The following is a 24,570-nucleotide window of genomic DNA, read 5'->3' as shown; positions in this document are numbered from 1 at the left end:
CACCCCAGTCACCCCGAGCGTCCCGATCGTCCCGGCCGCCTCAGCCGAATGGCCGAGGCGGTGCTACGACGGAGGTCGCGCCCGTCCTTCTCCGGACCCCTCCGCCACCTCGCAAGTCAGGCCTAATGCCTGATGGATCCCCCTCTCCCCGTCAATACCGTTTGGTCCGTCATAACGCCATACGTTGTTGAGGAGAGCTGCCGTGACCATCACCGGAGAGGTCGGCGCGTGGGACGCGCGGGGAAGCGCGGTGCCGGCCGTGACGGCCAGGGGACTCACCAAGGTGTACGGCCGGGGGGACACCGCCGTGCACGCGTTGCGGGGGGTGGACGTCTCCTTCTCGACGGGCGCCTTCACCGCGATCATGGGCCCCTCGGGGTCGGGGAAGTCCACGCTGATGCACTGCCTGGCCGGGCTGGACACGGTGAGCGGCGGGCAGGTGCGCATCGGGGACGTGGAGCTGACCGGGCTCAACGACAGGCAGCTCACCATGCTCCGCCGCGAGCGGATCGGCTTCGTCTTCCAGGCGTTCAACCTGCTGCCGACGCTGACGGCCGAGCAGAACATCCGGCTCCCGCTGGAGATCGCCGGGCGGCTGGCCGACCCCGCGCTGTTCGACCTGGTCGTGGAGACCGTGGGGCTGCGTGACCGGCTGGGCCACAGGCCCTCGGAGCTGTCGGGCGGCCAGCAGCAACGCGTCGCGGTCGCCCGCGCCCTGATCAGCAGGCCACAGGTGATCTTCGCCGACGAGCCCACCGGCAACCTGGACTCGCGCAGCGGCGCCGAGGTGCTGTCCTTCCTGCGGACGTCGGTGCGCGAGCTCGACCAGACGATCGTGATGGTCACCCACGACCCGGTGGCGGCCTCGTACGCCGACCGGGTGGTCTTCCTCCGCGACGGCCTGCCGGTCAGCGAGCTGACCGGGCCGACGCCGCAGTCGGTGCTGGACACGCTGATGAAGCTGGAGGCGTGAGGTGCTGAAAACGACGCTGGCCGGGTTGCTCGCGCACCGGCTGCGCCTGGTACTGACGTCGCTGGCGATCGCGCTGGGGGTGGGCTTCATCGCGGGGACGTTCGTCCTGACCGACACCGTCGACGCGGGTTTCACCGAGAAGTTCTCGGCGGCGGCCGACAGGATCGACGTCGCCGTGACCCCCCTGCCTGAGGGGAACGGCGACGAGCCTCCGACAGCCCCCGAGGCGACCCTGGAGAAGGTGCGCGCCGTGGACGGCGTCGCCGACGCCCAGGGGCTGGTGCGAGGCACGTCCGCCCTGCTCGGCAAGGACGGCAAGACCGCCGGCGACTTCCCCACCGCGGGGATCTCCCTGCCCGGGGGCGATTTGAACCGTACATCGATCGTGAGCGGTACGGCCCCGAGGACCGCGACGCAGGCCGTGCTCGACGAGGGCACCGCGAGGACCAGGGGTTTCAAGGTCGGCGACACCATCGCGGTGCTCGACGTGAAGAACGCCCGGCACGAGTTCACCCTGGTGGGCCTGTTCGACATCGGCCTGGACCAGGAGCTCGGATACTTCGGCGCGGTCGGCTACACCACGGACACGGCCAAAAGGATGACCGGGCAGGAGGGGTACCGGGAGATCGACGTCGCCGCCGCCGAGGGTGTCACCCAGGAGGCGCTGCGCGGCTCGGTCGCCGCGGCCGTGGGCGCGGGGCACAAGGTCAGGACCGGTGAGCGGTACGCGGCGGAGCTGGCCGCCTCCAACGGCGCCAACAGCGACTTCCTGATGCTGGGCCTGCTGCTGTTCGGCGTGGTGGCGATGTTCGTGGCCGCGCTGGTCATCTACAACACCTTCAACATCCTGGTGGCCCAGCGGACCCGCGAGATGGCGCTGCTGAGGTGCATTGGGGCGACGCGCGGGCAGGTCTTCGGGTCGATCGTGCTGGAGTCGGCCGTGGTCGGCCTGCTGTCGTCGGTGCTCGGCCTGCTGTTCGGCTACGGCCTGGGCGCGGGGGCGCTCGCCGTGCTCACCGCGTTCGACGCGCCGCTGCCCTCGGCCGCCGCCACCACCCTGACGCCGCGCACCATCGTCCTGGGCCTGGTCATCGGCCTGACGGTCACGGTCGGCGCGGCCCTGCTGCCCGCGCGGGCCGCGACGCGGGTGGCGCCGATCGCGGCGCTGCGCTCGCAGACCGAGGAGCAGACCTTCAGGACCGGCCTGGTACGGATGATCTTCGCGGGGCTGTTCCTGGTCGCGGGCGTGGGCGCCTCGGTGGCGGGGATCTCCATGAAGCCCGGAGAGACCGCCCTGGTGGTGGTCATGGCCGGTTGCTCGTTCGTCTTCCTGGCGGTGCTGACCCTCGGGCCGGTGATCGTCAAGCCGCTGTCCGCCTTCGCGGGGTGGGTGCCCGCCAGGCTTTTCGGCGTACCCGGCAGGCTGGCCGTGGACAACTCCCGGCGCAACCCGAAGCGGTCGGCGACCACCACCGTGGCACTCACCGTGGGCGTGACGCTGATGACGGTCATCTCCGTCGTCACCGGCACCGTGCGGGTGACGTACACCCAGCAGCTCGACGAGCAGTTCCCCTTCGACTACCTGGTGCAGACCCAGGAGCGCGACTCGGGCCTGCCCCGCGTGATCGCCGAGAACCTCCGGACCAGGCCCGAGCTGGACTCGGTCATCGCCTTCCGCGAGACCACCGCCAGGCTCGCGACCGGGACCGCGCGGTACGACGTGGGAACCTTCACCCCGGTCCCCGGCTTCAACCCGCCGCTCGACGCGGGCTCGCTCGACCGGCTCGTGCCGGGGACCGCGCTCGTCACCGAGCGCGTCGCCGAACGGCTCAAGCTCGGGGTCGGTGACCGGATCACCGTACGGACGGCGAAGGCGGGCGCGGTCGACCTGACGATCGTGGGCCTCTCCGACATCGACGCGAGCCTCGCCGCCGTGACGGTGCCCGAGCGGGACTTCGACCGCTACTTCGGCGAGATCGGCGACAGCCGGGTGATGATCAAGCACCGGGACGGCGTCGCCCCGGACCGGGCGCTCGCGGCGGTCGAGGCGGCGACGGAGCCGTACCCGACGGCGAAGGTCGCCAGCTCGACGGAGATGCGGGGCCAGTTCGACGAGGCGCTCGACATGGTGCTGATGATCATCACGGGGCTGCTCGGCCTGGCGGTGCTCATCTCCCTGCTGGGCATCGCCAACACGCTCTCCCTGTCGGTCCACGAGCGCACCCGCGAGTCCGCGCTGCTGCGGGCACTCGGCCTGACCCGGCCCCAGCTGCGGCGGATGCTCTCGGTCGAGGCGCTGGTCCTGGGGCTCATCGGCGCGCTGGTCGGCGTGACGCTGGGCATCGCATTCGGCTGGGCCGCCGCGCAGACGATGACCGACAACGTCATCTTCCAGCTGCCGGTGCCGCAGATCCTGTCGTTCGTGGCCCTGTCCGGCCTGGCCGGGGTGCTCGCCGCCGTCCTGCCCGCCCGGCGCGCGGCCCGCGCCTCGGTCGTGGGCTCACTCGCGAGCGGCTGAGTGTCGCGGCCGGGACGTCTCGCTATCGGGGGCGGCGTCCCGGCCATTGCTCGGCCACGCTCTCGGGGTTGAGCAGCGGCCGGATGACGATCTCGCCGGTGGTCCTGTCGATGACCACGCATCCGGAGCCGACAGTGTCGGGCAGCACGCTGGGATCGTCGGACTCGGGCTCGTTCGACCAGGCGACATAGCCGTCGTTGAAGGCATAAATCCTTATCTCGACGGCGGAGCCAGGGCCTCGGACCCCGTTGAAGTACTCCTCCGCCACCGCCCTCGCCTGGTCCGGGTTCACCCTGTCCTCCTCGTCTCGCTCATCTCGCGGGAACCCGCCTCGGCGGGGGAAGCCGTTGGGAAAGGCGTCGGGGAGGGCGTCTGGGAAGGCGTCGAAAAAGGTGACTGGGAAGGCGTCGGGAAAGGCGTCACAGCCGCCGTCCCTCCCTGTCGATCACGACGCAGAACACGCCGGTCACCGACTCGTACGGCGGCTCCACCGCCATGTGACCCCGCTGCGCGTCGATCCAGATCACCTCGCCGTCGAAGTTCACCGCGTTCCAGGCGTGGCTGCCCCCGGCCGGCCAGCGGTTGATGATGACCGCGGAGGAGCCGTGTCCCCCGGCCAGCAGCGCCTGCGCGATCGGGAGGTAGGAGTGGCGCCCCTGCCCCACGTACTGGAAGCGCTGCCCCAGCCACCGCTCCGCCCTGGCCACTCCCCCGGCCTCCCCGCTGAGCAGCGGCCTGCCCACCCGGTCGTACTCGGGCCTGCGTGGCGCGGCCACCGCGGGGGTGCCGTACCAGGTGGAGAGCACCGACAGGGCGCAGTCGATCGCGTTGGTCGCCCGGAACGGGTCGTCCGCCGAGCCGGTCCCGTTGATCAGCCTGATCCACATGCCGCGCGGGTCGGGGAAGCGGCGCGGGGTGCCCTGCTCGGTGACGGGGACGGCCCCCAGCATGTCCTCCTCGGTCTGCGGATCGGGCCTGGCCAACCCGCCCGCCAGCCCGTACGGCCTGCACTGGTCCAGCCGCGCCGGACCCCAGCGCATCCGCTCCCGCTCCCGCTCGCGCGGCGCCGGCGCCACGACCGGCAGCTGGACCTCCAGCTCGAAGTCCCGCCACCGCTGCCCGTCCACCGTCACCACGGGGTTGTAGACCCCCGAGGCCAGACTCCACTCGTTCACGGCTCCCCCGTCACCATCCCCTGGGAGCCCGATAGTAGGGCGGCACTCTCCGCGACACGAAGGAGTTGACCATTTAAAGCCCGGCGACCGCCCTGAGATGGGCAGCGGAGGGGCCACCACATGGCGAGGGACGTGGTTTGGTGCCGTTCAACGGTATGGGCCTCGTACGAGACGGAAGATCAAAGACGTGCAGGAACGCGGCTCAAACCTTCCCCCTTCCGATAGCCTTGCGAGCCATCTCGGTTTTCCCTAACTTCGTACTGCTTCGTTGACACTGGCCAAGATTGGCGATCTATCCCGGATGCACCTAATAAAAACACGGGCCCTACGTCGGTAAACCCACAGCTCACAAAATGTCGGACTCACACACGCGGGGGTGCTCCTGCGTTCTGGCGGGGCGGTGAGCGTGGCCATGGGTCGGCCCCGCGTCCGCGGGGATATCCACTCGGAGACACTTCCTGCCCGCATAAATGGGAAGTCGGCCGGGACAGGGAAATGGTTGGTCTTGGTGCTTTCAAGCGGTGAGTTCGAGGAAATCCCGGACGCTCGGAGTGTGGCGGTGTGGCCTCAGCCGTTTGCGGAGGTCGGTGATCGCCTTGGATGGGCGGGTGGAGTCGACACCTCCGCTTTGTTTGAATGCCTGCCTTCCAGCCGCGCAGGCTTCATCGATCTCACCAAGCGCGAGATGCGCCTCGGCCGCCCTGGTGAGATAAAGGGCGTTGTCTCGGACGTAACCATCGGCCGAATATTCGGCGGCACGGGCGGCCTCAAAGAAATGAAGTGCCTGCCGGGGATGTCCCAGGTCGAGCGCGCACGATCCGGCGAGCATCTCGATCTCGCCTTCGGTCATCCAGTAAATCCAGGGTGGATCGTCATCGTGAGGCCCCTGCGCCATGGCGACGCGGGCATGGGAGAGCTCCCGAGTGCAGGCGTACAGGCTGTGCGATGTCTTGGACAGTGCGCGGGCGGCGCGAGCGTGAAGCATTGACCGTACGCGTGGAGTCGTGCGCTGCTTGGTCTGGCTCTGAGCCGTCTGGACCAGGTTGACGGCGTCCTGAGGGTTACCGACGGAGTAGGTCTGGATGGCCATGAAGGCCAGGACGTTCGCTCCGGCTTCGGGATCACCGGCGGTAGCCGAAGCCCGCAGGGCGGTGATGAAGTATTTCTGTGCGGCGGCCTGGCGGCCCGCGTCGAAGTGCTGCCAACCGCAGATGCGCGCGGCTTCACAGACGGTCACGAACAGACGCCGTCCGGCGTCGGAGTTGTAAACAGCCTTGTCGGCCAACGAGCTGATCAGCTGGAGTTCCGCGATGGCGATCTGCCGTAGCTCTCCGCCACCCAGGACATCGTCCAGATGACGCAGGTCATCCAGGCGTTGCTCAAGGTGGGAGACCATTCTGACGGTGAGTGTACGGCGGCCTGTCGAGGTCATGGGTAGCTGGTCGAACGCCTCGCTCCAGCGCGTGGCGATGCCGCCCAGCGTCGCCCCGCCGGCTATCAGGAATCCTCGACGGTCCATGGGTCCTCCCCGCCTAGAAGCCGCCAATGAAGCCACGGTACCTTCCAGAGTCCAGGCGGCACCAAGGGCGGTTTGGTCGTCGGGGATCCTCGCTGGGGCGTTGAAGCACGCCATGGGCCTGCACGACATAGCCGCCCGCCAGAGCGAACCCATGCTCACCCGCTGCTCCCAGAGCGATCCGTGCGAGACGGCGATGATAGTCATCCATTAGGCGGCTTGGCGCTGAAGCTCGGGAAAGCGAGCGATCCACAGCGCGCGGACGGGCGGCGGCAGCACCAACTCCGGCCAGAGCCTGCGCAGCATCGCGGCGTTGAGGAACTGTCGCAGATCCGCAGGAGTCGCGCTTTCCCGGATCACCCGCATGTACAGCAGCCGCGCATCGGCGATCTGATCCAGGCGGTAACTGCGCTTCGGTCCCCAGTCGAGATGCCTGGGCAGCATGATCACACCGTCGACCGGCCCGGTGAGCTCCTCCAGAATCTCGGGCACGACATATGGACGGAGCGCTCCATATCCCCTGGCATGCATAACCCCAGTGTGACCGATAGGAGCATGATCATGCCTAATCCCGGGGTAGCCACCCCGGGATATAGCCGATGCGCCCTGGCCCTGACCTCCTGCCAACGACGCGGCGTTCGTCACCCCGCCTCCTCCAAGCGGGAAGCCGGCATCCTCGGATCGAAGAGCTTCCTCACGGCCTGGCCAGGGTGAGAAGGCCGCAGCTGTAGGCTTTCGCCCTGCCAGTAGGCGCCGTCGTCCCCGCACACGCGGGGGTGGTCTCGGCATCGTGTCCTGGTACGACGACTTCAAAGGGTCGGCCCCGCGCCCGTGAGGGTTTCTTCTCAATCGGACCATGAGACCGACAGGAATCAGGAGCGGGACAGGCGGTATCCGTGAGGATCAGCTGTGTTCACAAGTGTCCCGAAGGTGCGGCGGCGCGGGCACAGGGGAAGGCCGCGCCGCCGCACCGGCTTCAGGGGGTACGGTGAGCCGCTCGGCGGTGAGGTCGCTGCGGCCGGATCACCAGGAGGGCGTCACTCACTGCGGTGGTGACGATGGAGTCGCCTGTGGAGAACTCACAGTAGATCGCGATGGGGTAGACGGGCGGCTCCCACCAGCGTTGGTCCCCGGCCAGCGGCGCGAGGTCGGCGATGTGCGCCCACAGCAAGCCCGCGAACCGCTGGCCTCGCCGTTGCCACTCCTCACCCCGCGCCGGAGTGGTCACGAAGGGATTATCCGGATCGCGTTCGAACAGCAGGGCGTAGCCGTTGCGCAGGTCGGTCGCGGGCCGCACGATGACCCCCTGGGCACGGGCATCCGCATGACCGGCGACGTTCCCGGCGTGAACGATCATGGCCGCTCTCCCGACCTGGCCGCGAGGATCAGTTTCACGACCTGTTCGGGGTGCTCGCTCCTCACGGTCTGCGGATCGGACCCGTTGCGCAGAGACACCAGGTAGCAGCCAGAACGCGGCCCCATGGTCACCGTGGCCTCGCGTCGGCCTCCGGGACCGATCACAGCCAGCTCGGGCGGATACCGGTTCATCCAGGAGCGGGGAGTGGGCCTTTCAGGGCAGGTCGGGGCGTCCGGGAGGCTGGCGTAGAGCCAGAGGCTGATCGTCTGATGTCGCCGAGCGCGGATCCCCTGCTCGATGAGGAGCCTCTGCACGACGGCCAGCGCCTTGTCATGGCGTTCCGCCGTGGCCTCGTCGATCACCGCTTGGGATTCAGCTGGTGCCGCGTGCTGTGTCACCCGTCCTCCAAAGGTCGAATCCGTAAAGCGAGGAGTTGGATACTCGCTGTTACGGCGACCTTAGAAACGGTCAAGGGGCCTGCTGTGCACAGCTTGTGCACAGCAGACCCCTTGACGCGTCGCCCGTTTTAAACGGCCATGCGACCTTGCAACGCCCGCAGCGGTTCGGGAATCCTGCGATGGACGCGCCCGAGCTGGCGAACCGTCTCTCTCGCCGAGGGATGAAAGCGCACCATCTGCGGCGCCATCCGTTCGGCGTTGATCATGCGCTTGAGCGCCTTGTCGTTGTCGTTGGCCCACAGGTGCGCCCGCGCCATATCGATTTCGTGGTGCGACCGACGCTCGTCGTTGAGATCGCGCCCGGACAGATCGACTCCCCGGTCCAGTTGGATGGCCCGATCGCAGTCGCCCAGTTCGACGGCCACCGCGCATCCGTGAATGGAGGCATTGCCCGGGTTCATCTGCAGGCCGTACGGGTCGCGGCGATCTCTCGGGTTAATCCGCGCCGCCGCCTCTGTCGCGGTCCCGTGATGCTCCCAGGCATCGAATGCCTTCCCCGCTCGCGCGGCGGTGATGGCCGCACTCAGATGCAGCGAACCGAAAACTTCCGTCGACACGGGATTGTCCTGGTCAACCTCGCTCGCCGCCTGTTTGATCATCTTGAGTGCAACATCCCACGAACCAAGCGTCATCAGCAGCCGCGCCCGACCCAAGGTAACCAAAGGGGGCAGATACGGATCCTCAGCACGCTGGGCGGAAACCGACGTCCGTTCCACTACGACCTGCGCCAAGTCGTTGTAACCAAGACGACGCGCCAGAGATCCGGCGAGAGCTTGAGCGCGATTGAGCAGACGCCAGGCACGAGCCGCATCCGACTCCATGACCTGCACGGTCAGCTCTTCCAGAACCGCAGGCAACAAAGCCCCGAGCTGAGCGTGCGACGCGGACTTCTGAAATTTCTGAAGCACGACCAGCTCAGCCGCCAACTCATCGAGCGTCCGGGGTGGCATGTCCAACTCGGGTGCGATACCCACATAGGCCAAGGCCACGCGGATAGCGGGAATCGCCGCGTGAACGGCGTCACCGCGCTCGTCGGTTCCTCGATACGGCTGCCCGTTGATCTCTGCCGGATCCACCGCACAGGCCCGCGCGACAGCGGCGACGAGAGAAGGAGTCACGGGCCTGGAGCCCGACTCGACCTTGGCGATCAGGCTCCGAGAGACGTTCGCGAGCCCGGCCAAGCCCTCCTGCGTAAGGTTTCGGAGCTTGCGCGCCTTAGCTATCCGCTGTCCGGCGTGCTCACTGCGCTCGTCATACGTCAGGTCGGGGTTCCAGTCGTTCCCGGTCATCTCCGTGCCCTCCTCGCGACCGCGCGGCATCTCCACCATAACGAGCCGCCCCCGCCGCCAAGAGAAACATTCCCTCTTCGAGAGGCCCTTCAACGAACTCAGAGCACCATCCCCGCACGGACACGCATGGCACTTACTTACTCTCTGGCGGTCCGGAGATCCCGCTTCTTCACCGACATAACAGCATCAATCAGCGCAGAGGTATCCACAAGATCCGGCAACGTAACGTCCGCCCCCTCGTTTTCCAACTCCTGGACCGTGTCGAGGCCCGAGGCAACCGCGATCACGTAGGTCCCGCTCTCCTTGCCCGCACGGACATCTCGAACGGTGTCACCGATGAGTACCGTCGTCGACTCGTCGAAGAACGTCTCGTACTTGGCCCCTGCTCTCCTGCGGGCAACTCCGACCAGGTTCGCCCGGACGCTGTCGTCGGATCCGTAGCCGCCCACTTCAAGGTCAAGGCCGGAGTCCAGGCCGAATGTGGCGACCTTGATGAAGGCATTTGGCTTGATGTTGCCCGTTAGAACCGTCTGAACTATCCCGTCCAGATTTCCAAGAGCGGCAATCGCTTCTCGCGCCCCCGGAAGTTCGTATCCGCGCCTTCGTAGTTCTTCCTGCCTGGACTGCAGTGATCTTTCCAACGCGGCGTTCAGCATGGACGCATGGGCGTCGGTCATCTCGATTCCGTGCTGGTCCAGCAGGTCGCGCATGACCGCCGGATCGGTACGGCCATCGGTCCGCGCTCTGTGGATCGGGGGGTGGCCAGTGAGTAGCTCGTAGGCTCCGGCGTAGGTCTCCTTGCTGACTCCACCGTTCTCGATCAGCGTGTGGTCGACGTCCCACAACACCAGGATCCTGGAAGCCTCCGTGTTCACCGCGTCCCCTTCCTGCTCGTCAGACACCAGCAGCCTGCACGGCGCAGAAGGTTATCCACCGAAAGGCGCCGCTGGAGGGAAGAACAGGTCAAGCGACCTCGACGGTGATGGTGTGCCAGCCAGTGGCGCCGTCGGGGGCGATGGGGACGCGGTCGCCGGTCTGGGTGTAGCCGGTGGCGTCGGTGGCGCGGACCTCGATGGTGTGGCTGCCGGGGGTGGCCTCCCAGTCGTCGAGGACCCACTGGCGCCAGGTGTCGGCGGTGGGGGCCTCGGCGAGGCGGGTCTGGCGCCACTGGCCCCGGTCGACGCGGACCTCGACCGCGTCTATGCCCTTGTGCTGGGCCCAGGCGACGCCCGCGACGACGTTCTTCCCCGCCGGGACGGTCGCGCCGTCCCTGGGCAGGTCGATGCGCGACTCGGTCTTGATCGGCCCCTTCGCGGACCAGCCCCTGGGAGTCCAGTAGCCCTCGTCCCGGTCGAAGCGGGTGACCTTGATGTCGGTGACCCACTTGGTGGCCGAGACGTAGCCGTAGAGCCCGGGGACGACCTGGCGGACCGGGAAGCCGTGGTCCACGGGGAGCGGCTGGCCGTTCATGCCGAAGGCCAGCAGGGCGTCGCGGCCGTCCATGACGACGTCGACCGGGGTTCCGGCGGTCCAGCCGTCGGCGGAGGTGCTGAGCAGCATGTCCGCGTCCTTCTGGACCCCCGCGTCGCGCAGCACCCCGGCCAGGCTCACACCCAGCCAGCGGGCGTTGCCGATGTAGGGTCCGCCGACCTCGTTGGAGACGCAGCACAGCGTGACGTCGGCCTCGACCACAGCGCGTTTCATCAGGTCGGCGAAGGTGAGCTCCACGGGCCTGTCGACCATGCCGTGGATCGTGAGGGTCCAGTCGCGCGGGTCGACCTGGGGGACCACCAGGGCGGTGTCGACCCGGTAGAAGTCGTTGTTGGGGGTGACGAACGGCGACAGGCCCTTGATCCTGAAGTCGACCCCGGCGGGCAGTGGGGCGAGGGGTTTCACCGGCCGGGGCAGTGTGACGCCGCCACGCGCCGCGCTCACCTCGGCCCGCCCCGAGAGCGCGCGCCCGGCCACTCCCGCCACCCCGGCGAGGGCCACGCCGCCGAGCGCCCCGGTCAGCAGGCCCCGGCGGTCGAAGGCGTACAGGTCGCTCCCCGCCCGCATGACGGGCGGCGCCGGCGGATCGCGGTGCTCACCGGCCCCCGGCAGAGGCTCCGGCAGGGGGGTCGTCCCGGGGTCGTGCGCGGCCTCCGCCGCGCCCACGGCACCGGCGCCATCGGACACGCCTCCGTACGGCCCGGCCGGGGCGTCGGCGGGTACGAGAGCCTGTCGAACGAGCCGGTGGAGGGCGTACATGGCGGCGCCGACCCCGGCCAGCGTCGGGAGGACGTCCATCAGCCCGGAGCCGGGGCGGGTCAGCACGGCGGCGACGCCGATGAGGCCGAACGCGGCCAGACCCGCCAGCCCGTACCGGAGATCGCGGACGGCGGCCCTGCCCAGGGCGGCGGCGATCGCGGCCAGGACCAGAAAGATCCCGGCGAGCAGCACGGTCTTGTCGCTCTCGCCGAAGGTGCGGATCGCCCACTCCTTGAGCGGGGCGGGGGTGAGGTCGACAACGGAGTTGCCGACCGCGACGACCGGGAAGGCGGCGGGTTTCACCAGGCCCGCGATGAGCAGGGACACCCCCACCGCCACCGCGCCGGACACCAGGCCGATCAGCGCCGAGGCCCACGAGGGCATGCGCCTGTTGCTCTGCATACCCCGACGCTACGCCCATCCGGGGCCCCGGGTTCTTACGCCCCGATTACAGCCCCGGCCGGACACCCGCTCGCTTTCCGTACGGGTCCCCGCGACCATCCGCCACCGTCGGGAGAAAGCCAGATGATCACTTCCACCGGGCCGGGCCAGGAGATGTCTTACGAACGGGCCTCAGGGCGAGCCGGCACCCTGCGGGCCGGACCCGAGCCGAAGAGGTCAGACGACCACTCCGGCCGGGGAACAGGGCGGTGAGGTCAGGCGACCACTTCGGCGATGATCGGAGCCAGCGCGCGGAAGGCGCGGCCACGGTGGCTGATGGCGTCCTTCTCCTGGGCGGACAGCTCGGCCGTGGTCCGGGTCCCGCCCTCGGGGACGAGGATCGGGTCGTAGCCGAAGCCGCCGGTGCCGCGCGGGGCGTCGATGATCACGCCGTGCAGGGCACCCTCGGTCACCCGCTCCTCCCCCGACGGGAGGGCGAGCGCCGCCGCGCACGCGAAGTGCGCGCCCCGGTGCCCCTCGGGCACGTCGGAGACCTGCGCGAGCAGCAGGTCGAGGTTGGCCAGGTCGTCGCCGTGCTTTCCCGACCAGCGGGCGGAGAAGATGCCGGGCATGCCGTTCAGGGCGTCGACGCAGAGGCCGGAGTCGTCGGCGATCGCGGGCAGGCCGGACTGCTGGGCGACCGCGTGCGCCTTGAGCAGGGCGTTCTCCGCGAAGGTCAGGCCGGTCTCGGCGACGTCGCCGATCTCGGGGAACTCCTCAAGCCCGACGATCTCCACCGGGATCGAGGCGTCGGCCAGGATCCGGCGCAACTCGGCGATCTTCCCGGCGTTCCGGGTGGCGAGGACGACGCGCGACCCGCTCACGCCAGGGACTCCCGCTGGAGGCGGGTGAGCTCGGCGCACCCGGCCGCGCCGAGTTCGAGCAGCTCGTCGAGGGCGGCGCGGTCGAACGGCTTGCCCTCGGCGGTGCCCTGGACCTCGACGAACTCGCCGGAGCCGGTCATCACCACGTTCATGTCCGTCTCGGCGGCGACGTCCTCGGTGTAGCAGAGGTCGAGCAGCGCCGCGGAGCCGACGACGCCGACGGAGACGGCCGCGACCGAGTCGACCAGCGGGTCTCCGCCGCACATCTTGCGCTTGCGCATCCACGCGACCGCGTCGACCAGTGCCACGTACGCCCCGGTGATGGCGGCGGTGCGGGTGCCACCGTCGGCCTGGAGCACGTCGCAGTCGATGACGATCGAGTTCTCGCCCAGCGTCTTGTAGTCGACGCAGGCGCGCAGGGAGCGGCCGATCAGGCGGGAGATCTCGTGCGTACGGCCGCCGATCTTGCCGCGTACCGACTCTCGGTCGTTGCGGGTGTTCGTGGCGCGCGGCAGCATGGCGTACTCGGCCGTGATCCAGCCCTGACCGCTGCCCCGGCGCCAGCGCGGCACGCTGTCCTGCACGGAGGCGGCGCAGAGCACCTTGGTGCCGCCGAACTCGACGAGCACCGAGCCCTCGGCGTGCGCGAGCCAGCCTCGGGTGATGGTGACGGGGCGGAGTTGATCGGGAGAACGTCCATCTGCGCGAGCCATGACGTTCACCCTAGGTCATACCGGGCCCCGCTCCGTGCGAGTTCCATCCGCCCGCCGAACCCCCCGCGGGAGGCGTCCTCCATGACGCGGTCACGGTCGTTCCAGGGCACCAGGTGGGTGAGGACCAGGGTGTCCACGTCCGCCTTGGCCGCGTGCTCGGCCGCCTGGCGGCCGTTCAGGTGCAGGCCGGTGGGGAGGCCGGGCTTGTCGAGATGTGACGCCTCACACAGGAGCACGTCGACCCCCGAGGCGAGCTTGACCAGTTCGGCGCTCTCGCCGGTGTCGCCGGAGTAGGCCACCGAGCGACCGCCGTAGGAGACCCTGAACCCGTACGTCTCCACGGGGTGGTTCACCGGCGCGGCCGTCACCTCGAACGGGCCGACCTCGAACATCCCGGGCATCAGGCCCACGAAGTCGAAGGCCGTGTCGAGCGACGGCTCGTCCGGCATCGCGTAGGCGGAGTCCAGGCGCTCACGCGCGCCTGAGGGCGCGTACACCGGCACCCGGGGCAGTGGGCCCTGGGGCGAGTAGGTGCGCACCACGTGGTACGGGCACATGTCGAGGCAGTGGTCGGCGTGCAGGTGCGACAGGCATATCGCGTCCACGTCGTACAGGCCTATGTACTTCTGGAGCGCGCCGAGCGCGCCGTTCCCGAAGTCGAGCAGCATGCGAAACCCCTCCGCCTCCAGCAGATAGCAGGAGGAAGGGCTGTCAGGGCCGGGGAAACTCCCCGAGCATCCGATGATCGTCAATTTCACGGCGGCCTCCTACGATTACTGTGCGGCGCCGCGTGTCACGGCGCGGGCGCCGGTGGCCGGTATCCGTCCCCCTTCGTCCGCCGATCTCCGGCGCTCCCCCTACGGAGCGCCTGAGCACCGTCACACGCGATGCCCGTTGTTCGGAACATCCCCTACTAACGCCACTTCGACCGCCTGGATCTCCGGTCCGAGGAACCGTCGTCCGAGGTCGGCGAAGAGGCCCGCGTCGCCGGTGGCGCGGAAACGGTGTCCTGGCGCGCCCCCCACGGCGGCCAGGCTCCGGTCGTGCAGGACGCGGTAGACGTCCTTGGCCGTCTCGTCGGCGCTGGACACCAGCGTGACGCCGTCTCCCACCACGTAGGAGATCGGCCCGGTGAGGAGCGGGTAGTGCGTACATCCCAGGATCAGCGTGTCGCATCCGTCGGCGAGCACCGGCTCCAGGTACTCGCGGATGACGTCGATGAGCTCGTCGCTCATCGTCTCCCCCCGCTCGACGAACTCCACCAGGCGCGGCGCCGCCACCCCGGTCAGCCGGACGTCGGGAGCCGCGGCGAACGCGTCGTGGTACGCCATCGACTCGATCGTGGCCCTGGTCCCGACCACCCCGACCCTGCCGTTTCGGGTGGCCCGCACGGCACGGCGCGTGGCCGGCTGGATCACCTCGATGACCGGGACGGCGTAGCGTTCCCGCGCGTCGCGGAGCACCGCCGCGCTGGCACTGTTGCACGCGATCACCAGCATCTTGACGTCGTGCTCGACGAGGTGGTCCATCACCTCCAGCGCGTAGGCGCGAACCTGCGCGATGCTCTTGGGGCCGTACGGCTGTCTCGCCGTGTCGGCCACATAGAGGATCGACTCGTTGGGCAGCTGGTCGATGATCGCCCGGGCCACCGTGAGACCGCCGACACCGCTGTCAAAGATTCCAATACTCGCTTGCGACACAGTTCCCAAGGCTAGGCGACCTGGGACGACCGATCACGGTAAGAATCCTCACAACGCTGATTACCAGCTCAGCCGTGTATTTTCGATGACATTCAGCCGTACGAAGGTCAACCCCGCCCGACGCGGGCCAGCTGGCGGGACTGGGCGACCAGGCGGCCGGCGGAGTCCCAGACCTCGACCTCCTCGTCGAACCAGCCGTCGCTGATCAGGCGGCCTCCGGCCAGGAGGGTGAGCCAGCCGGGGGCGGGCAGGGCGCGCAGGTGCCAGGTGAGGTCGACCGTGGGAGCCCAGCCGCGCCCTCCGGCGGAGAAGACCACCGGCGGGAGGGCGTCCACGGCCAGCGCCAGCACGTACGGGTCGGGGTCCTGCGGCTCGGCCATCCGGAAGTAGGCGCGGGCCTCGGGCCTGCCGGTGGGCCTGCCGTCGAGCCAGCCGATCGTGGGAGGGTCGAAGACCAGCTCCATCTGGGCGCTGAGCGTCATGTTCGACTCGGCCTTGGGGGTGGGCAGCGAGACGCACCGCTCGATCGGCGGCATCACCACCGACGGCTCGTCCATCCAGTCGGGGGTGGCGTCGCCGAGGGTCGCGGTCGTGACGAGTCCCTCGATGAAGGAGACGCCGTCCTGGACCAGGGTCGCCCGGGTCATCGTGACGGTGCGGCCGGTCTTGATCTGCTCCAGGCGCACCTGCGCGGGGCCGGGCATGGCCGCGCGCAGGAACTGGACACCCGTGGTCACCGGGTGCTCGTGGGGGGAGGCGTCCACGACCGCGCGCAGCAGCACGGCCATCAGGTAGCCGCCGTTGAGGGGACCGCCGATCGAGTATCCGGTGTCGAGGCACACGTCGTAGGTGGTCTCGTCCACCCTGATGGCCGCTGTCGCCTCGTCGAACTTCGTCATCCACGCTCCCGAACCTTGTTCTAGAGGGGCCACTTTACCCATACCGCGCGGCCTTCGCCTCCCCGGGCCGGTCCCGGGCTCCGGCACCGGAACCGTCCGGGGCACCGGGGTCTCCGGGAGAAACAGGGCTCCGCGGTGAGGAAGGGGCGGCAGTGACCTGCGGGAACGGGATGACAAAGGCGGCAGTTGGCTATAAACCCATGCTGATCAGGGGTTGGTCCCGCTTAGACGGACCAATCACATAGTTAGTTCAATGCAAGCGGGTTGCTAGCAATGTGCACTAACTTCTCCCTATCCGCGAAGTCCACATTGTGAGTGATCATGCCTGCCAACAATCCCCCCGACCAGTCGCCCACCCCGGGTCAGCAACCCGACAGGACGATCGCCTACCGTTGGAACGAGGGCGCGCAGCGAAACGACCAGCCGCACACACAGGCCTATCCACAGAACGGCCAGCCCGGATACCCACAGCCTTCCGGCGGCTACCAGCAGGGGCAGCCCTACCCGCAGCAGGGCCAGCCCTACCAGCAGCAGCCCCAGCAGGGATACCAGCAGCAGCCGTACGGGCAGCAGAACTACGGCCAGCAGGCCGGTCAGCAGCCGTACGGACAGCAGCAGGCCGGCCAGCCGTACGGCCAGCAGCAGCCCGGCTACCAGCAGCAGCAGAACTACGGTCAGCAGGCGTACGCGCAGCAGCCCGGAAACTGGCAGCAGGGCCCCGACTTCCTGAGCGCCGGACCGCCCCCCGGGCCTCCCGCTCGCAAGGGCGGTAAGGGCTGGCTGCTCGCGGTGATCGCCGCGCTGGTCGTGGCCCTCGTGGGCGGTGGCGGCTTCTTCGCGGTCAGCCTGCTCAGCGGCGGCGGCGCGCAGCCGCACGACGTACTGCCCGGCAACGCCATCGGCTACGTGCGCCTCGACCTCGACCCGGCCGCGAACCAGAAGGTGGCGCTGTTCACCATCGCCAGGAAGTTCACGGCGACCAAGGACTCCTTCACCGGCGAGGACCCGCGCCAGGCGATCTTCGATCTGATCAAGAAGGACACCGACAGCCTCGGCAAGGTCGACTACGCCACCGACATCGAGCCGTGGCTCGGCGTCCGCGTCGGCGTGGCCGCGCTGCCCCCGGCCAAGGCCGGCGCCGAGCCCGGTGTCGTGGTGGCCGTCCAGGTCACCGACCAGGCCAAGGCCACGGCGGGCATCGCCAAGCTGATGGGCGAGGAGAAGTACGGCATCGCGTTCCGCGAGGACTACGCGCTGCTCACCCCGACCCAGGCCGAGGCCGACAGGGCCGTCACCGCCGAGCCGCTGTCGGGGAACGCCAACTTCTCCGACGACCTGGGCGCCCTCGGCGAGACCGGCGTGCTCTCCTTCTGGGCGGACGCGGAAAAGCTGGCGGGAATGGCTCCCGTGCTGACCGCCCAGGACCCCGCCGCCCTCGCCCAGATCAAGAACGTCCGCGTGGCGGGCGCCCTTCGCTTCGACGGCGAGTACGTCGAGCTCGCGGGCATCAGCCGCGGCGCCGAGAGCCTGGACATGGGCACTCCCGAGGCCTCCAGGATCAGCACGCTTCCGGCCTCCACCGCCGGTGCGATCTCGATCTCCGGCCTCGGCGAGGTGGTCGGCAAGCAGTGGGCCCAGGTCATGAAGTCGGCCGACCAGGCCGCGGGCGGCGGCGTCCAGCAATTCGCCGACCAGGCCAAGCAGAAGTACGGCCTGGCGCTCCCCGACGACCTGGTGACGCTGCTCGGCAAGAACATCACCCTCGCCCTGGACTCCAACGGCCTCAGCGGCAACCAGCCGAAGTTCGGCGCGAAGATCGTCACCGACCCGGCCAAGGCGCAGGAGGTCGTCGGCAAGATCGAGAAGTTCCTGGTGGACTCCGGGACGGCCGTCCCGCAGCTCGCCAAGGTTCCCGGCGACGGCGTCTTCGTGCTGGCCAGCGCGCAGGACTACGCCGCCGAGCTCAACAAGGACGGCGCCCTGGGCGACAGCGAGACCTTCCAGCTCGCGATCCCCAACGCCGGCGAGGCGACCTTCGCCGTCTACGCCGACCTGGACAAGGTGGAGAGCCTCTATCTCAACGGCCTCCAGGGCGAGGCGAAGGCCAACCTCCAGGTGCTCCGCGCCGTGGGCATCAGCGGCACCCAGTCGGGCAGCGAGGCGTCCTTCTCGCTGAGGCTCCTGTTCAACTGATCCACCCGGCTCCCTGATCCTGTTCGATCAGGCCTCCCCAGGTCCCCGGCCGGGCTCCGGCCCGCCGGGGATCGTCCCCACCCGGGGACGGCGAGGGCGGGCGTCCCACCGGGACGCCCGCCCTTTGTCATCGACAGTCATCGGCTGTCATAGACATGTCGTTCGCCGTCGCGGTTTCCCCGCGCCCGCCGATCCCGCCGCCTCGGCGAGAAGGCCCGGGGGCTCCCCGGACTCAGGCCCAGAGCTGGCCTTCGAGCCGCTCCTCGGCCTCGTCCAGCGTCCCCTCGTAGGCGCCGGTGGACAGGTATTTCCAGCCGCCGTCCGCGACCACGAACACGATGTCGGCCCGCTCACCCGCCTTGACGGCCTTGGCCGCCATGCCGAGCGCGGCGTGCAGGGCGGCACCGGTGGAGACCCCCGCGAAGATGCCCTCCCCGGCCAGCAGCTCCCGGGTGCGCCTGAGCGCGTCGGCGGAGGAGACCGAGAAACGCGTGGTCAGGACGTCGGCGTCGTACAGCTCGGGGATGAAGCCCTCGTCCACGTTGCGCAGCCCGTACACCAGTTCGCCGTAACGCGGCTCGGCGGCGACGATCCTCACGTCGGGGACGTGCTCACGCAGGAACCTGCCGACGCCCATCAGGGTGCCGGTGGTGCCCAGCCCGGCCACGAAGTGGGTGACGGACGGCAGATCCTCCAGGATCTCCGGCCCCGTCGACTCGTAGTGCGAGCGCCAGTTGGCCGGGTTGCCGTACTGGTAGAGCATCACCCAGTCGGGGTTCTCCGCCGCCAGGCCCTTGGCGACCCTGACCGCCTCGTTGGAGCCGCCCGCCGCGGGCGAGGAGATGATCCGCGCGCCCCACATGCGCAGCAGCTGACGGCGCTCCTCGGAGGTGTTCTCCGGCATCACGCAGATCAGCTTGTAGCCCTTGAGCCTGGCGGACATCGCCAGCGAGATGCCGGTGTTGCCGCTCGTGGGTTCGAGGATCGTGCAGCCCGGCTGGAGGAGCCCGTCCTTCTCCGCCTGCTCGATCATCCACAGCGCCGGCCGGTCCTTGATCGAACCTGTCGGGTTGCGGTCTTCGAGCTTGGCCCAGATCCGCACGTCCTCCGAGGGCGAGAGCCTGGGCAGGCCGACCAACGGGGTCCGGCCGACCGATTCGATCAGTGAGTCAAAACGCATGGTGTACGGCTTCCGCCTCGGGTTGACCTTGTGGTGACAGACCTGGTGCCTCGCGGTGACAGCCCTGGAACCGCGGCGTGCGCCACCCGCCCCGCGGGAGATCGTGGAGCTCCCGCGGGGGCGAGCGGCGCCGCGCGGCTAGCGGGAGCCGCCGGCCACGGCGGGCAGGACGGTGACCGTGTCGCCGTCGGCGACCGGGGTCTCCAGCCCGCCCAGAAAGCGGACGTCCTCGTCGTTCAGGTAGACGTTCACGAAGCGGCGCAGCGCGCCCTTGTCGATCAGGCGCTCCTTCAGCCCGGGGTGCCGGGCCTCCAGGTCGCCGATGAGCTCCTCAAGCGTGGCGCCCTTGGCGTCGACGGCCTTGGCGCCGTCGGTGTAGGTGCGCAGGATGGTCGGAATGCGAACCTCGATGGCCATCGCGGGTCAATCTCCTTGCGTCGTCATGGGAGTAAAGCCCACCGGATCAGAACACCGGTGAGCACCGGAGGATTCCAGAAAAGCCGGTCAGCGACAGTCGTAGACGACGACGGAGGGCGTGTGCGCGAACAGGAAGTTCTGCACGGGCGCGACACCCGCGTGCCGTGCCCGAGGACCGGGACGCGAGAGCACGACGTCCTCCTGGCTCGGGGCGGCGGTCAGCATGCTCACCAGTTTACCCAAAGGGTCGATTCACCTCACGGCCGTACCGGACACCGGCGCCGTACGACTCCCGGGCACCGCCCGGACGCGGGCATCCGGACCCCTTGACGCTCGGACGGACGCGAACGCGGACGCGGACGCAGAGACGGAGACGGAGCCGGACGCGGAGCCGCCCGGCCCCTCGGACCCTGGACACGGACGCCGAGGCGCCCGGACACCCGGACCCGGACACCGAGACACCCGGCCCCGGACGCGGAGGTCGGGACGCCCGGACCCCGGACGTGGAAACCCGGACGATGACGGTCACCCGGAGGTGATCGCCACCTCCTCCTCGCTCACGACGCCGTCGACGATCCGGTACGAGCGGAACTCGGCCTTCTCCCCCAGCTCCTCGCGGGTGGAGACCAGCACGTAGTGGGCGTTCGGCTCGGAGGCGTAGGAGATGTCGGTGCGGGAGGGGTAGGCCTCGGTGGCGGTGTGGGAGTGGTAGATGACCACCGGCTCCTCGTCGCGGTCGTCCATCTCCCGCCAGACGCGCAACTGCTCCAGCGAGTCGAACCGGTAGAACGTCGGTGACCGCTCGGCGTTCTCCATCGCGACGAACCGTTCGGGGGAGTCGGAACCGACCGGCCCCGCGACCACGCCGCAGGCCTCGTCGGGGTGATCCGCCCGAGCGTGCGCGATGATCCTGTCAACCAGTTCCCGAGAGATCGTGAGCATGACTGGAAGTTACCAAAGGGCGCGGACCAGGGTGTCCTGGAGGTAGGTCAGCCAGTCGTAGATGACGTACGCCGGATAGCGGGGGTCGCTCTCGGCCATGTCGGCGATCTCGTCGTGCACCTCCTCGGTCACCTCCAGCCGGGTGCCGAGCGCGAGCCGCACGTCGTTCAGCGCGCGCATCCACGCCTGCGCCTGCTCCCTGGTCAGCTCGACCCGGCCGGGCTCGGCGCTGTCGAGCATCGTCTTGGCGTCGGCCCGCTTGCCCTCGCGCAGCGTCGCCTCGGTGTATCTGCGGAACTCGGCGGCCGCCTCACCGTCCTCGTACGCCGAGGGGAACAGCCGGGCCAGCACCGGGTCGTTGGACTGCTCGGAGGCGCCGATGCCGAGCGCCTTCTCCAGGGGGTCGTCACCGGTCTCCCCCGGCTCGATCAGGCCCAGGATCTGCGTGACCAGCGAGCGCAGGATCGACACCTCGGCGGCGTCGAAAACCGTGATCACACCGCCCTCGGCCCCCGGCTTGAACCCCGAACTCATCTCTCGCCCACCATTCCTCGCGGGCTCCACCCGGGACCCGCCCGCCACCCTGGACCCGTCCGTCGCTCCGGGCCCGACCGCTTCGAGCCCGGCCGTTCGCCGCGCGGCGACGTGTGGTGCCGGGTCGCCCGCACGCTCACGAATCCCGCTGGACGGTGGCCCACAGCCCGTACGAGTGCATGATCTGCGCGTCGCGCTCCATCTCCTCGCGGGTGCCGCTGGAGACCACGGCCTTACCCTTGTGGTGCACGTCGAGCATCAGCTTCTCCGCCTTCTCCTTGGAGTATCCGAAAACGGACTGGAAGACGTACGTCACATAGGACATCAGGTTGACCGGATCATTCCAGACGATCGTCAACCATGGCAGATCAGGCCGTACGTCGATTGACGGACGCTCGACCTCCGTTGGAGCGGTGCTACCCACATTCACCAGTCTGCCCTACCCCGGGCTTAGTCTTCGACTCGTGACAAAGAGCATGAGCACCGCGTTGCTTACCGATCACTATGAGCTGACGATGCTGGAGGCGGCGCTGAGAAGCGGCGCCGCCGCCAAACGGGCGGTTTTCGAGGTGTTCGCGCGCCAGCTGCCCGGCGGGCGGCGCTACGGGATCGTGGCGGGAACCGGCCGGGTGCTGGACGCGCTGGAGTCCTTCCGCTTCGAGGAGAGGACGCTGGCGTTCCTGCGGGACAACGAGGTGGTCGACGAGCCCACCCTGGACTTCCTCGCCGGATACCGGTTCTCCGGAAACGTTGACGGCTACGCCGAGGGCGAGTGCTACTTCCCCGGTTCCCCGATCATGACGGTGGAGGGCACGTTCGCCGAGGCCGTGCTGCTGGAGACCGTGATCCTGTCGATCCTCAACCACGACTGCGCGATCGCCACCGCCGCCACGCGCATGATCCGCGCCGCCGGGACCAGGCCCCTCATCGAGATGGGCTCGCGGCGCACCCACGAGGCGGCGGCCGTGGCCGCGGCGCGGGCCGCCTATCTCTGCGGGTTCTCCTCCACCTCCAACCTCATGGCGGGCCACGAGTACGGCATACCGACCGCCGGGACCGCGGCCCACGCGTTCACCCTGCTCCACGACTCGGAGGAACAGGCCTTCCGGGCCCAGATCGCCTCCCTCGGCGCCGGTACCACGCTGCTCGTGGACACCTACGACGTGGCCCAGGCCGTACGGACCGCGGTGGAGCTCGCCGGGCCCTCCCTCGGAGCGGTCCGCCTCGACTCCGGCGACCTCGGCCAGGTCGCCCACGAGGTCCGCGAGCAGCTCGACGCGCTCGGCGCCCACAAGACCCGGATCATCGTCACCAGCGACCTCGACGAGTACGCCATCGCCGCGCTGGCCTCCGCGCCCGTGGACGGCTACGGCGTCGGCACGTCGCTGGTCACCGGCTCCGGTTCGCCCACCGCCGCCCTCGTCTACAAGCTCGTCGCCCGTGAGGACGCCGAAGGGGTCATGCGGCCGGTGGCCAAGAAGTCGGTGGGCAAGCCCAGCCGGGGCGGGCGCAAGGAGGCCTTCCGCGAGCTCGACGCCGAGGGCACGGCGGTCGCCGAGCTGGTCACCGTCTCGGGCGAGTCCCCCTCGAACGCCCGCCCGCTGCAGGGCCCGCTGGTCAGGGAGGGTGAGATCGTCGGCCGCGAGAAGCTGGACGCGGGCCGCGCGCGGCACCGCGAGGCCGTCGCCGAGCTGCCCTCGAACGCCCACCAGCTGTCCCGGGGCTATGCCGCAATCCCGACCGTGTTTGACTGACCGCATGCCAACAGCACTGATCGTCGTCGACGTCCAGAACGACTTCTGCGAGGGCGGGAGCCTTCCGGTCGGCGGCGGCGCCGAGGTGGCCGCGGCCATCTCCCGGCACGCCGCCTCGCACGGCTACGACCACGTCGTGGCCACCCGTGACTATCACGTCAACCCTGGCTCCCACTTCGCCACCGAACCCGACTACGTGACGACCTGGCCCGCCCACTGCGTCGCCGGGACACCGGGCTCCGACTTCCACCCCGCCTTCGACACCGCACGTGTCGAGGAGGTGTTCAGCAAGGGTGCCCACAGCGGCGCCTACAGCGGCTTCGAGGGCGTCGCCTCCGACGGTACGAGCCTGGCCGACTGGCTCGGCGAGCGCCGCGTGGACGCGGTGGACGTCGTCGGCATCGCCACCGACCACTGCGTGCGGGCCACCGCCCTGGACGCGGTCGCGCACGGCCTGTCCGTTCAGGTGCTGCTGGACCTCACCGCCGGGGTGTCCGCCCCGACCACCGAGACCGCCCTCGCCGAACTCGGCTCCGCCGGAGCCCGCCTCACGGGAACCCCCGTGGTCCGCCCGGCCTGACGATCTCTGAGCATTCGAACGATTACCGGATCGGCATGGATCGGCAAACAGAACCATCACCGGTTGCGACAGGAGTATCACGGAGAGCTGAGACCTCTTACTACCGGTGGTGACCTCACATGTTCGTGCTCGGCGTCTCCTGGCTGATCCTGACCCCGCTGTGCCTGTGGAACCTGTTTCGCGGAGGGACGCTGGTACGGCTGACGAGCGTGCTGTCGCTGGTCGTGCTGGAGGCGGCCACGATCTGGGCCACCACCGTCGTCCAGGTTCCCGCGCGGACTCCGATCGCCGCGCCCCTGTCCCCGGCGGCCCAGACCGAGCCCCGGCTCCGGCCCCAGTCTCCGCCCACGGCGCCCCAGGCGCCGACGCCGCTCCCCGAGGCGGCCCAGCAGGGCGCGCGAGACACCCGGGGAGCACAGGCGGGACCGGGAGAGCGGATTCCCGGGAACGGGCCTGGCGAGCGTGCCGCGTCCGGCGCGCGTGACACCTCCTGCCGGGGGCGGATGCCGGCCCCCGAGCGGGTGCGGCTGGCTCGCCGCCAGGGCGCGCCGCGGGGCGTGACGCTCTTCTGGAAGGCCAGGGCGGACGAGTGCGACACCGCGACCGTGGTCCTGCACCACAGGAATCGCACGATCAAGGTCTGGATGCGCGAGGACAAGGCGGAGCGCCGTTCCCCCGGTGCCACCACGTGGCCCGTGAGCGTCGCCGGCGGCGTGGCCTCCCTGGAGGTGCCGCTCACGGTGCCGGTGCGCGACACGGGGGCGTTCAGGGCGATCGACGGGCGGACCGGCAGGCCGATCGCCCTCATCCGGCCGGGTCGCGTACCGGAGGAACCGTCCGCGGTCCGGTGACCCGGC

The 24,570-nt window shown here is 69.5% G+C and carries 26 protein-coding genes; 6 read left to right on the top strand and 20 right to left on the bottom strand.

Going from position 1 to position 24,570, the window contains the following annotated elements:
- The first annotated feature begins 202 nt into the window (after positions 1–202).
- Entirely contained in the window at positions 203–973 is a 771-nt protein-coding gene (locus OG587_RS16135) for an ABC transporter ATP-binding protein (protein WP_329091105.1), read from the top strand.
- A gap of 1 nt (position 974) precedes the next feature.
- Entirely contained in the window at positions 975–3,491 is a 2,517-nt protein-coding gene (locus OG587_RS16130) for an ABC transporter permease (RefSeq protein WP_329091103.1), read from the top strand.
- Positions 3,492–3,513: 22 nt separating this feature from the next.
- On the opposite strand, the gene OG587_RS16125 is transcribed toward OG587_RS16130, so the two are convergent.
- From OG587_RS16125 to OG587_RS16060, 14 genes are all read right to left on the bottom strand, one after another.
- Positions 3,514–3,783 (bottom strand): hypothetical protein, encoded by a 270-nt coding sequence (locus tag OG587_RS16125; RefSeq protein WP_329091101.1) that lies wholly within the window; start codon positions 3,781–3,783, stop codon positions 3,514–3,516.
- A gap of 127 nt (positions 3,784–3,910) precedes the next feature.
- The gene (locus tag OG587_RS16120; RefSeq protein ID WP_329091100.1) at positions 3,911–4,666 is read right to left on the bottom strand and encodes a toxin glutamine deamidase domain-containing protein; all 756 of its coding nucleotides are present in this window, start codon (positions 4,664–4,666) and stop codon (positions 3,911–3,913) included.
- A 514-nt stretch (positions 4,667–5,180) separates the two neighbouring features.
- Positions 5,181–6,185 carry a hypothetical protein gene (locus tag OG587_RS16115; RefSeq protein WP_329091098.1) on the bottom strand — a complete coding sequence of 335 codons (1,005 nt, stop codon included), beginning with the start codon at positions 6,183–6,185 and terminating at the stop codon, positions 5,181–5,183.
- A gap of 207 nt (positions 6,186–6,392) precedes the next feature.
- Positions 6,393–6,674 (bottom strand): hypothetical protein, encoded by a 282-nt coding sequence (locus OG587_RS16110; RefSeq protein WP_329091096.1) that lies wholly within the window; start codon positions 6,672–6,674, stop codon positions 6,393–6,395.
- Positions 6,675–7,158: 484 nt separating this feature from the next.
- Complete coding sequence (locus OG587_RS16105) at positions 7,159–7,539, bottom strand: hypothetical protein (RefSeq protein WP_329091094.1); 381 nt, start codon at positions 7,537–7,539, stop codon at positions 7,159–7,161.
- Positions 7,536–7,937 carry a hypothetical protein gene (locus tag OG587_RS16100; RefSeq protein ID WP_329091092.1) on the bottom strand — a complete coding sequence of 134 codons (402 nt, stop codon included), beginning with the start codon at positions 7,935–7,937 and terminating at the stop codon, positions 7,536–7,538. Before OG587_RS16100 ends, OG587_RS16105 begins: the two co-directional genes overlap by 4 nt.
- Before the next feature lie 128 nt (positions 7,938–8,065).
- Positions 8,066–9,286: a helix-turn-helix domain-containing protein gene (locus tag OG587_RS16095; protein ID WP_329091091.1), complete on the bottom strand. Its 1,221-nt coding sequence runs from the start codon at positions 9,284–9,286 to the stop codon at positions 8,066–8,068.
- A gap of 137 nt (positions 9,287–9,423) precedes the next feature.
- Positions 9,424–10,188 (bottom strand): HAD family hydrolase, encoded by a 765-nt coding sequence (locus OG587_RS16090; RefSeq protein ID WP_329091090.1) that lies wholly within the window; start codon positions 10,186–10,188, stop codon positions 9,424–9,426.
- Positions 10,189–10,249: 61 nt separating this feature from the next.
- Positions 10,250–11,938, bottom strand: a complete 1,689-nt coding sequence (locus OG587_RS16085; RefSeq protein ID WP_329091088.1) for a molybdopterin-dependent oxidoreductase — start codon at positions 11,936–11,938, stop codon at positions 10,250–10,252.
- 254 nt (positions 11,939–12,192) lie between these two features.
- Positions 12,193–12,801, bottom strand: coding sequence for an RdgB/HAM1 family non-canonical purine NTP pyrophosphatase (gene rdgB / locus OG587_RS16080; protein ID WP_329091087.1), 609 nt, complete (start codon positions 12,799–12,801; stop codon positions 12,193–12,195).
- Positions 12,798–13,514 carry a ribonuclease PH gene (rph, locus tag OG587_RS16075; RefSeq protein ID WP_329091085.1) on the bottom strand — a complete coding sequence of 239 codons (717 nt, stop codon included), beginning with the start codon at positions 13,512–13,514 and terminating at the stop codon, positions 12,798–12,800. The genes rdgB and rph overlap by 4 nt, the downstream gene beginning before the upstream one ends.
- A gap of 5 nt (positions 13,515–13,519) precedes the next feature.
- On the bottom strand, positions 13,520–14,272 hold the full coding sequence (locus tag OG587_RS16070; RefSeq protein WP_329091083.1) for an MBL fold metallo-hydrolase: 753 nt from the start codon (positions 14,270–14,272) through the stop codon (positions 13,520–13,522).
- A gap of 120 nt (positions 14,273–14,392) precedes the next feature.
- The gene (gene murI / locus OG587_RS16065) at positions 14,393–15,214 is read right to left on the bottom strand and encodes a glutamate racemase (protein ID WP_329091081.1); all 822 of its coding nucleotides are present in this window, start codon (positions 15,212–15,214) and stop codon (positions 14,393–14,395) included.
- A 107-nt stretch (positions 15,215–15,321) separates the two neighbouring features.
- The gene (locus tag OG587_RS16060) at positions 15,322–16,113 is read right to left on the bottom strand and encodes a thioesterase family protein (protein ID WP_329091080.1); all 792 of its coding nucleotides are present in this window, start codon (positions 16,111–16,113) and stop codon (positions 15,322–15,324) included.
- A gap of 321 nt (positions 16,114–16,434) precedes the next feature.
- Here OG587_RS16060 and OG587_RS16055 point away from each other — a divergent pair, with 321 nt between their 5' ends.
- Positions 16,435–18,306, top strand: a complete 1,872-nt coding sequence (locus OG587_RS16055; RefSeq protein WP_329091078.1) for a DUF3352 domain-containing protein — start codon at positions 16,435–16,437, stop codon at positions 18,304–18,306.
- 232 nt (positions 18,307–18,538) lie between these two features.
- Here the strand turns inward: OG587_RS16055 and OG587_RS16050 are convergent, their stop codons facing one another.
- From OG587_RS16050 to clpS, 6 genes are all read right to left on the bottom strand, one after another.
- Positions 18,539–19,486, bottom strand: a complete 948-nt coding sequence (locus tag OG587_RS16050) for a PLP-dependent cysteine synthase family protein (RefSeq protein WP_329091077.1) — start codon at positions 19,484–19,486, stop codon at positions 18,539–18,541.
- A gap of 138 nt (positions 19,487–19,624) precedes the next feature.
- A complete protein-coding gene (locus tag OG587_RS16045; RefSeq protein WP_329091075.1) occupies positions 19,625–19,903 on the bottom strand; it encodes a MoaD/ThiS family protein in 279 nt (92 codons plus the stop codon).
- 87 nt (positions 19,904–19,990) lie between these two features.
- The gene (locus OG587_RS16040; protein ID WP_329091073.1) at positions 19,991–20,128 is read right to left on the bottom strand and encodes a hypothetical protein; all 138 of its coding nucleotides are present in this window, start codon (positions 20,126–20,128) and stop codon (positions 19,991–19,993) included.
- A gap of 300 nt (positions 20,129–20,428) precedes the next feature.
- Complete coding sequence (locus OG587_RS16035) at positions 20,429–20,845, bottom strand: M67 family metallopeptidase (protein ID WP_329091070.1); 417 nt, start codon at positions 20,843–20,845, stop codon at positions 20,429–20,431.
- A gap of 9 nt (positions 20,846–20,854) precedes the next feature.
- Positions 20,855–21,379, bottom strand: a complete 525-nt coding sequence (locus OG587_RS16030; RefSeq protein WP_329091068.1) for a DUF2017 domain-containing protein — start codon at positions 21,377–21,379, stop codon at positions 20,855–20,857.
- Between the two features lie 136 nt (positions 21,380–21,515).
- Positions 21,516–21,803 (bottom strand): ATP-dependent Clp protease adapter ClpS, encoded by a 288-nt coding sequence (gene clpS, locus OG587_RS16025; protein ID WP_329091067.1) that lies wholly within the window; start codon positions 21,801–21,803, stop codon positions 21,516–21,518.
- A gap of 52 nt (positions 21,804–21,855) precedes the next feature.
- Here clpS and OG587_RS16020 point away from each other — a divergent pair, with 52 nt between their 5' ends.
- The 3 genes from OG587_RS16020 (at position 21,856) to OG587_RS16010 (ending at position 24,564) form a co-directional block, all read left to right on the top strand.
- Positions 21,856–23,133: a nicotinate phosphoribosyltransferase gene (locus tag OG587_RS16020; RefSeq protein WP_443075622.1), complete on the top strand. Its 1,278-nt coding sequence runs from the start codon at positions 21,856–21,858 to the stop codon at positions 23,131–23,133.
- A gap of 4 nt (positions 23,134–23,137) precedes the next feature.
- On the top strand, positions 23,138–23,713 hold the full coding sequence (locus OG587_RS16015) for a nicotinamidase (protein WP_329091065.1): 576 nt from the start codon (positions 23,138–23,140) through the stop codon (positions 23,711–23,713).
- A 119-nt stretch (positions 23,714–23,832) separates the two neighbouring features.
- Positions 23,833–24,564 carry a hypothetical protein gene (locus OG587_RS16010; RefSeq protein WP_329091063.1) on the top strand — a complete coding sequence of 244 codons (732 nt, stop codon included), beginning with the start codon at positions 23,833–23,835 and terminating at the stop codon, positions 24,562–24,564.
- Positions 24,565–24,570 lie beyond the last annotated feature (6 nt).

Source organism: Streptosporangium sp. NBC_01469 (genome assembly GCF_036227305.1).
Lineage (GTDB): Bacteria > Actinomycetota > Actinomycetes > Streptosporangiales > Streptosporangiaceae > Streptosporangium.
This window is presented reverse-complemented; position numbering and strand designations above follow the sequence as displayed.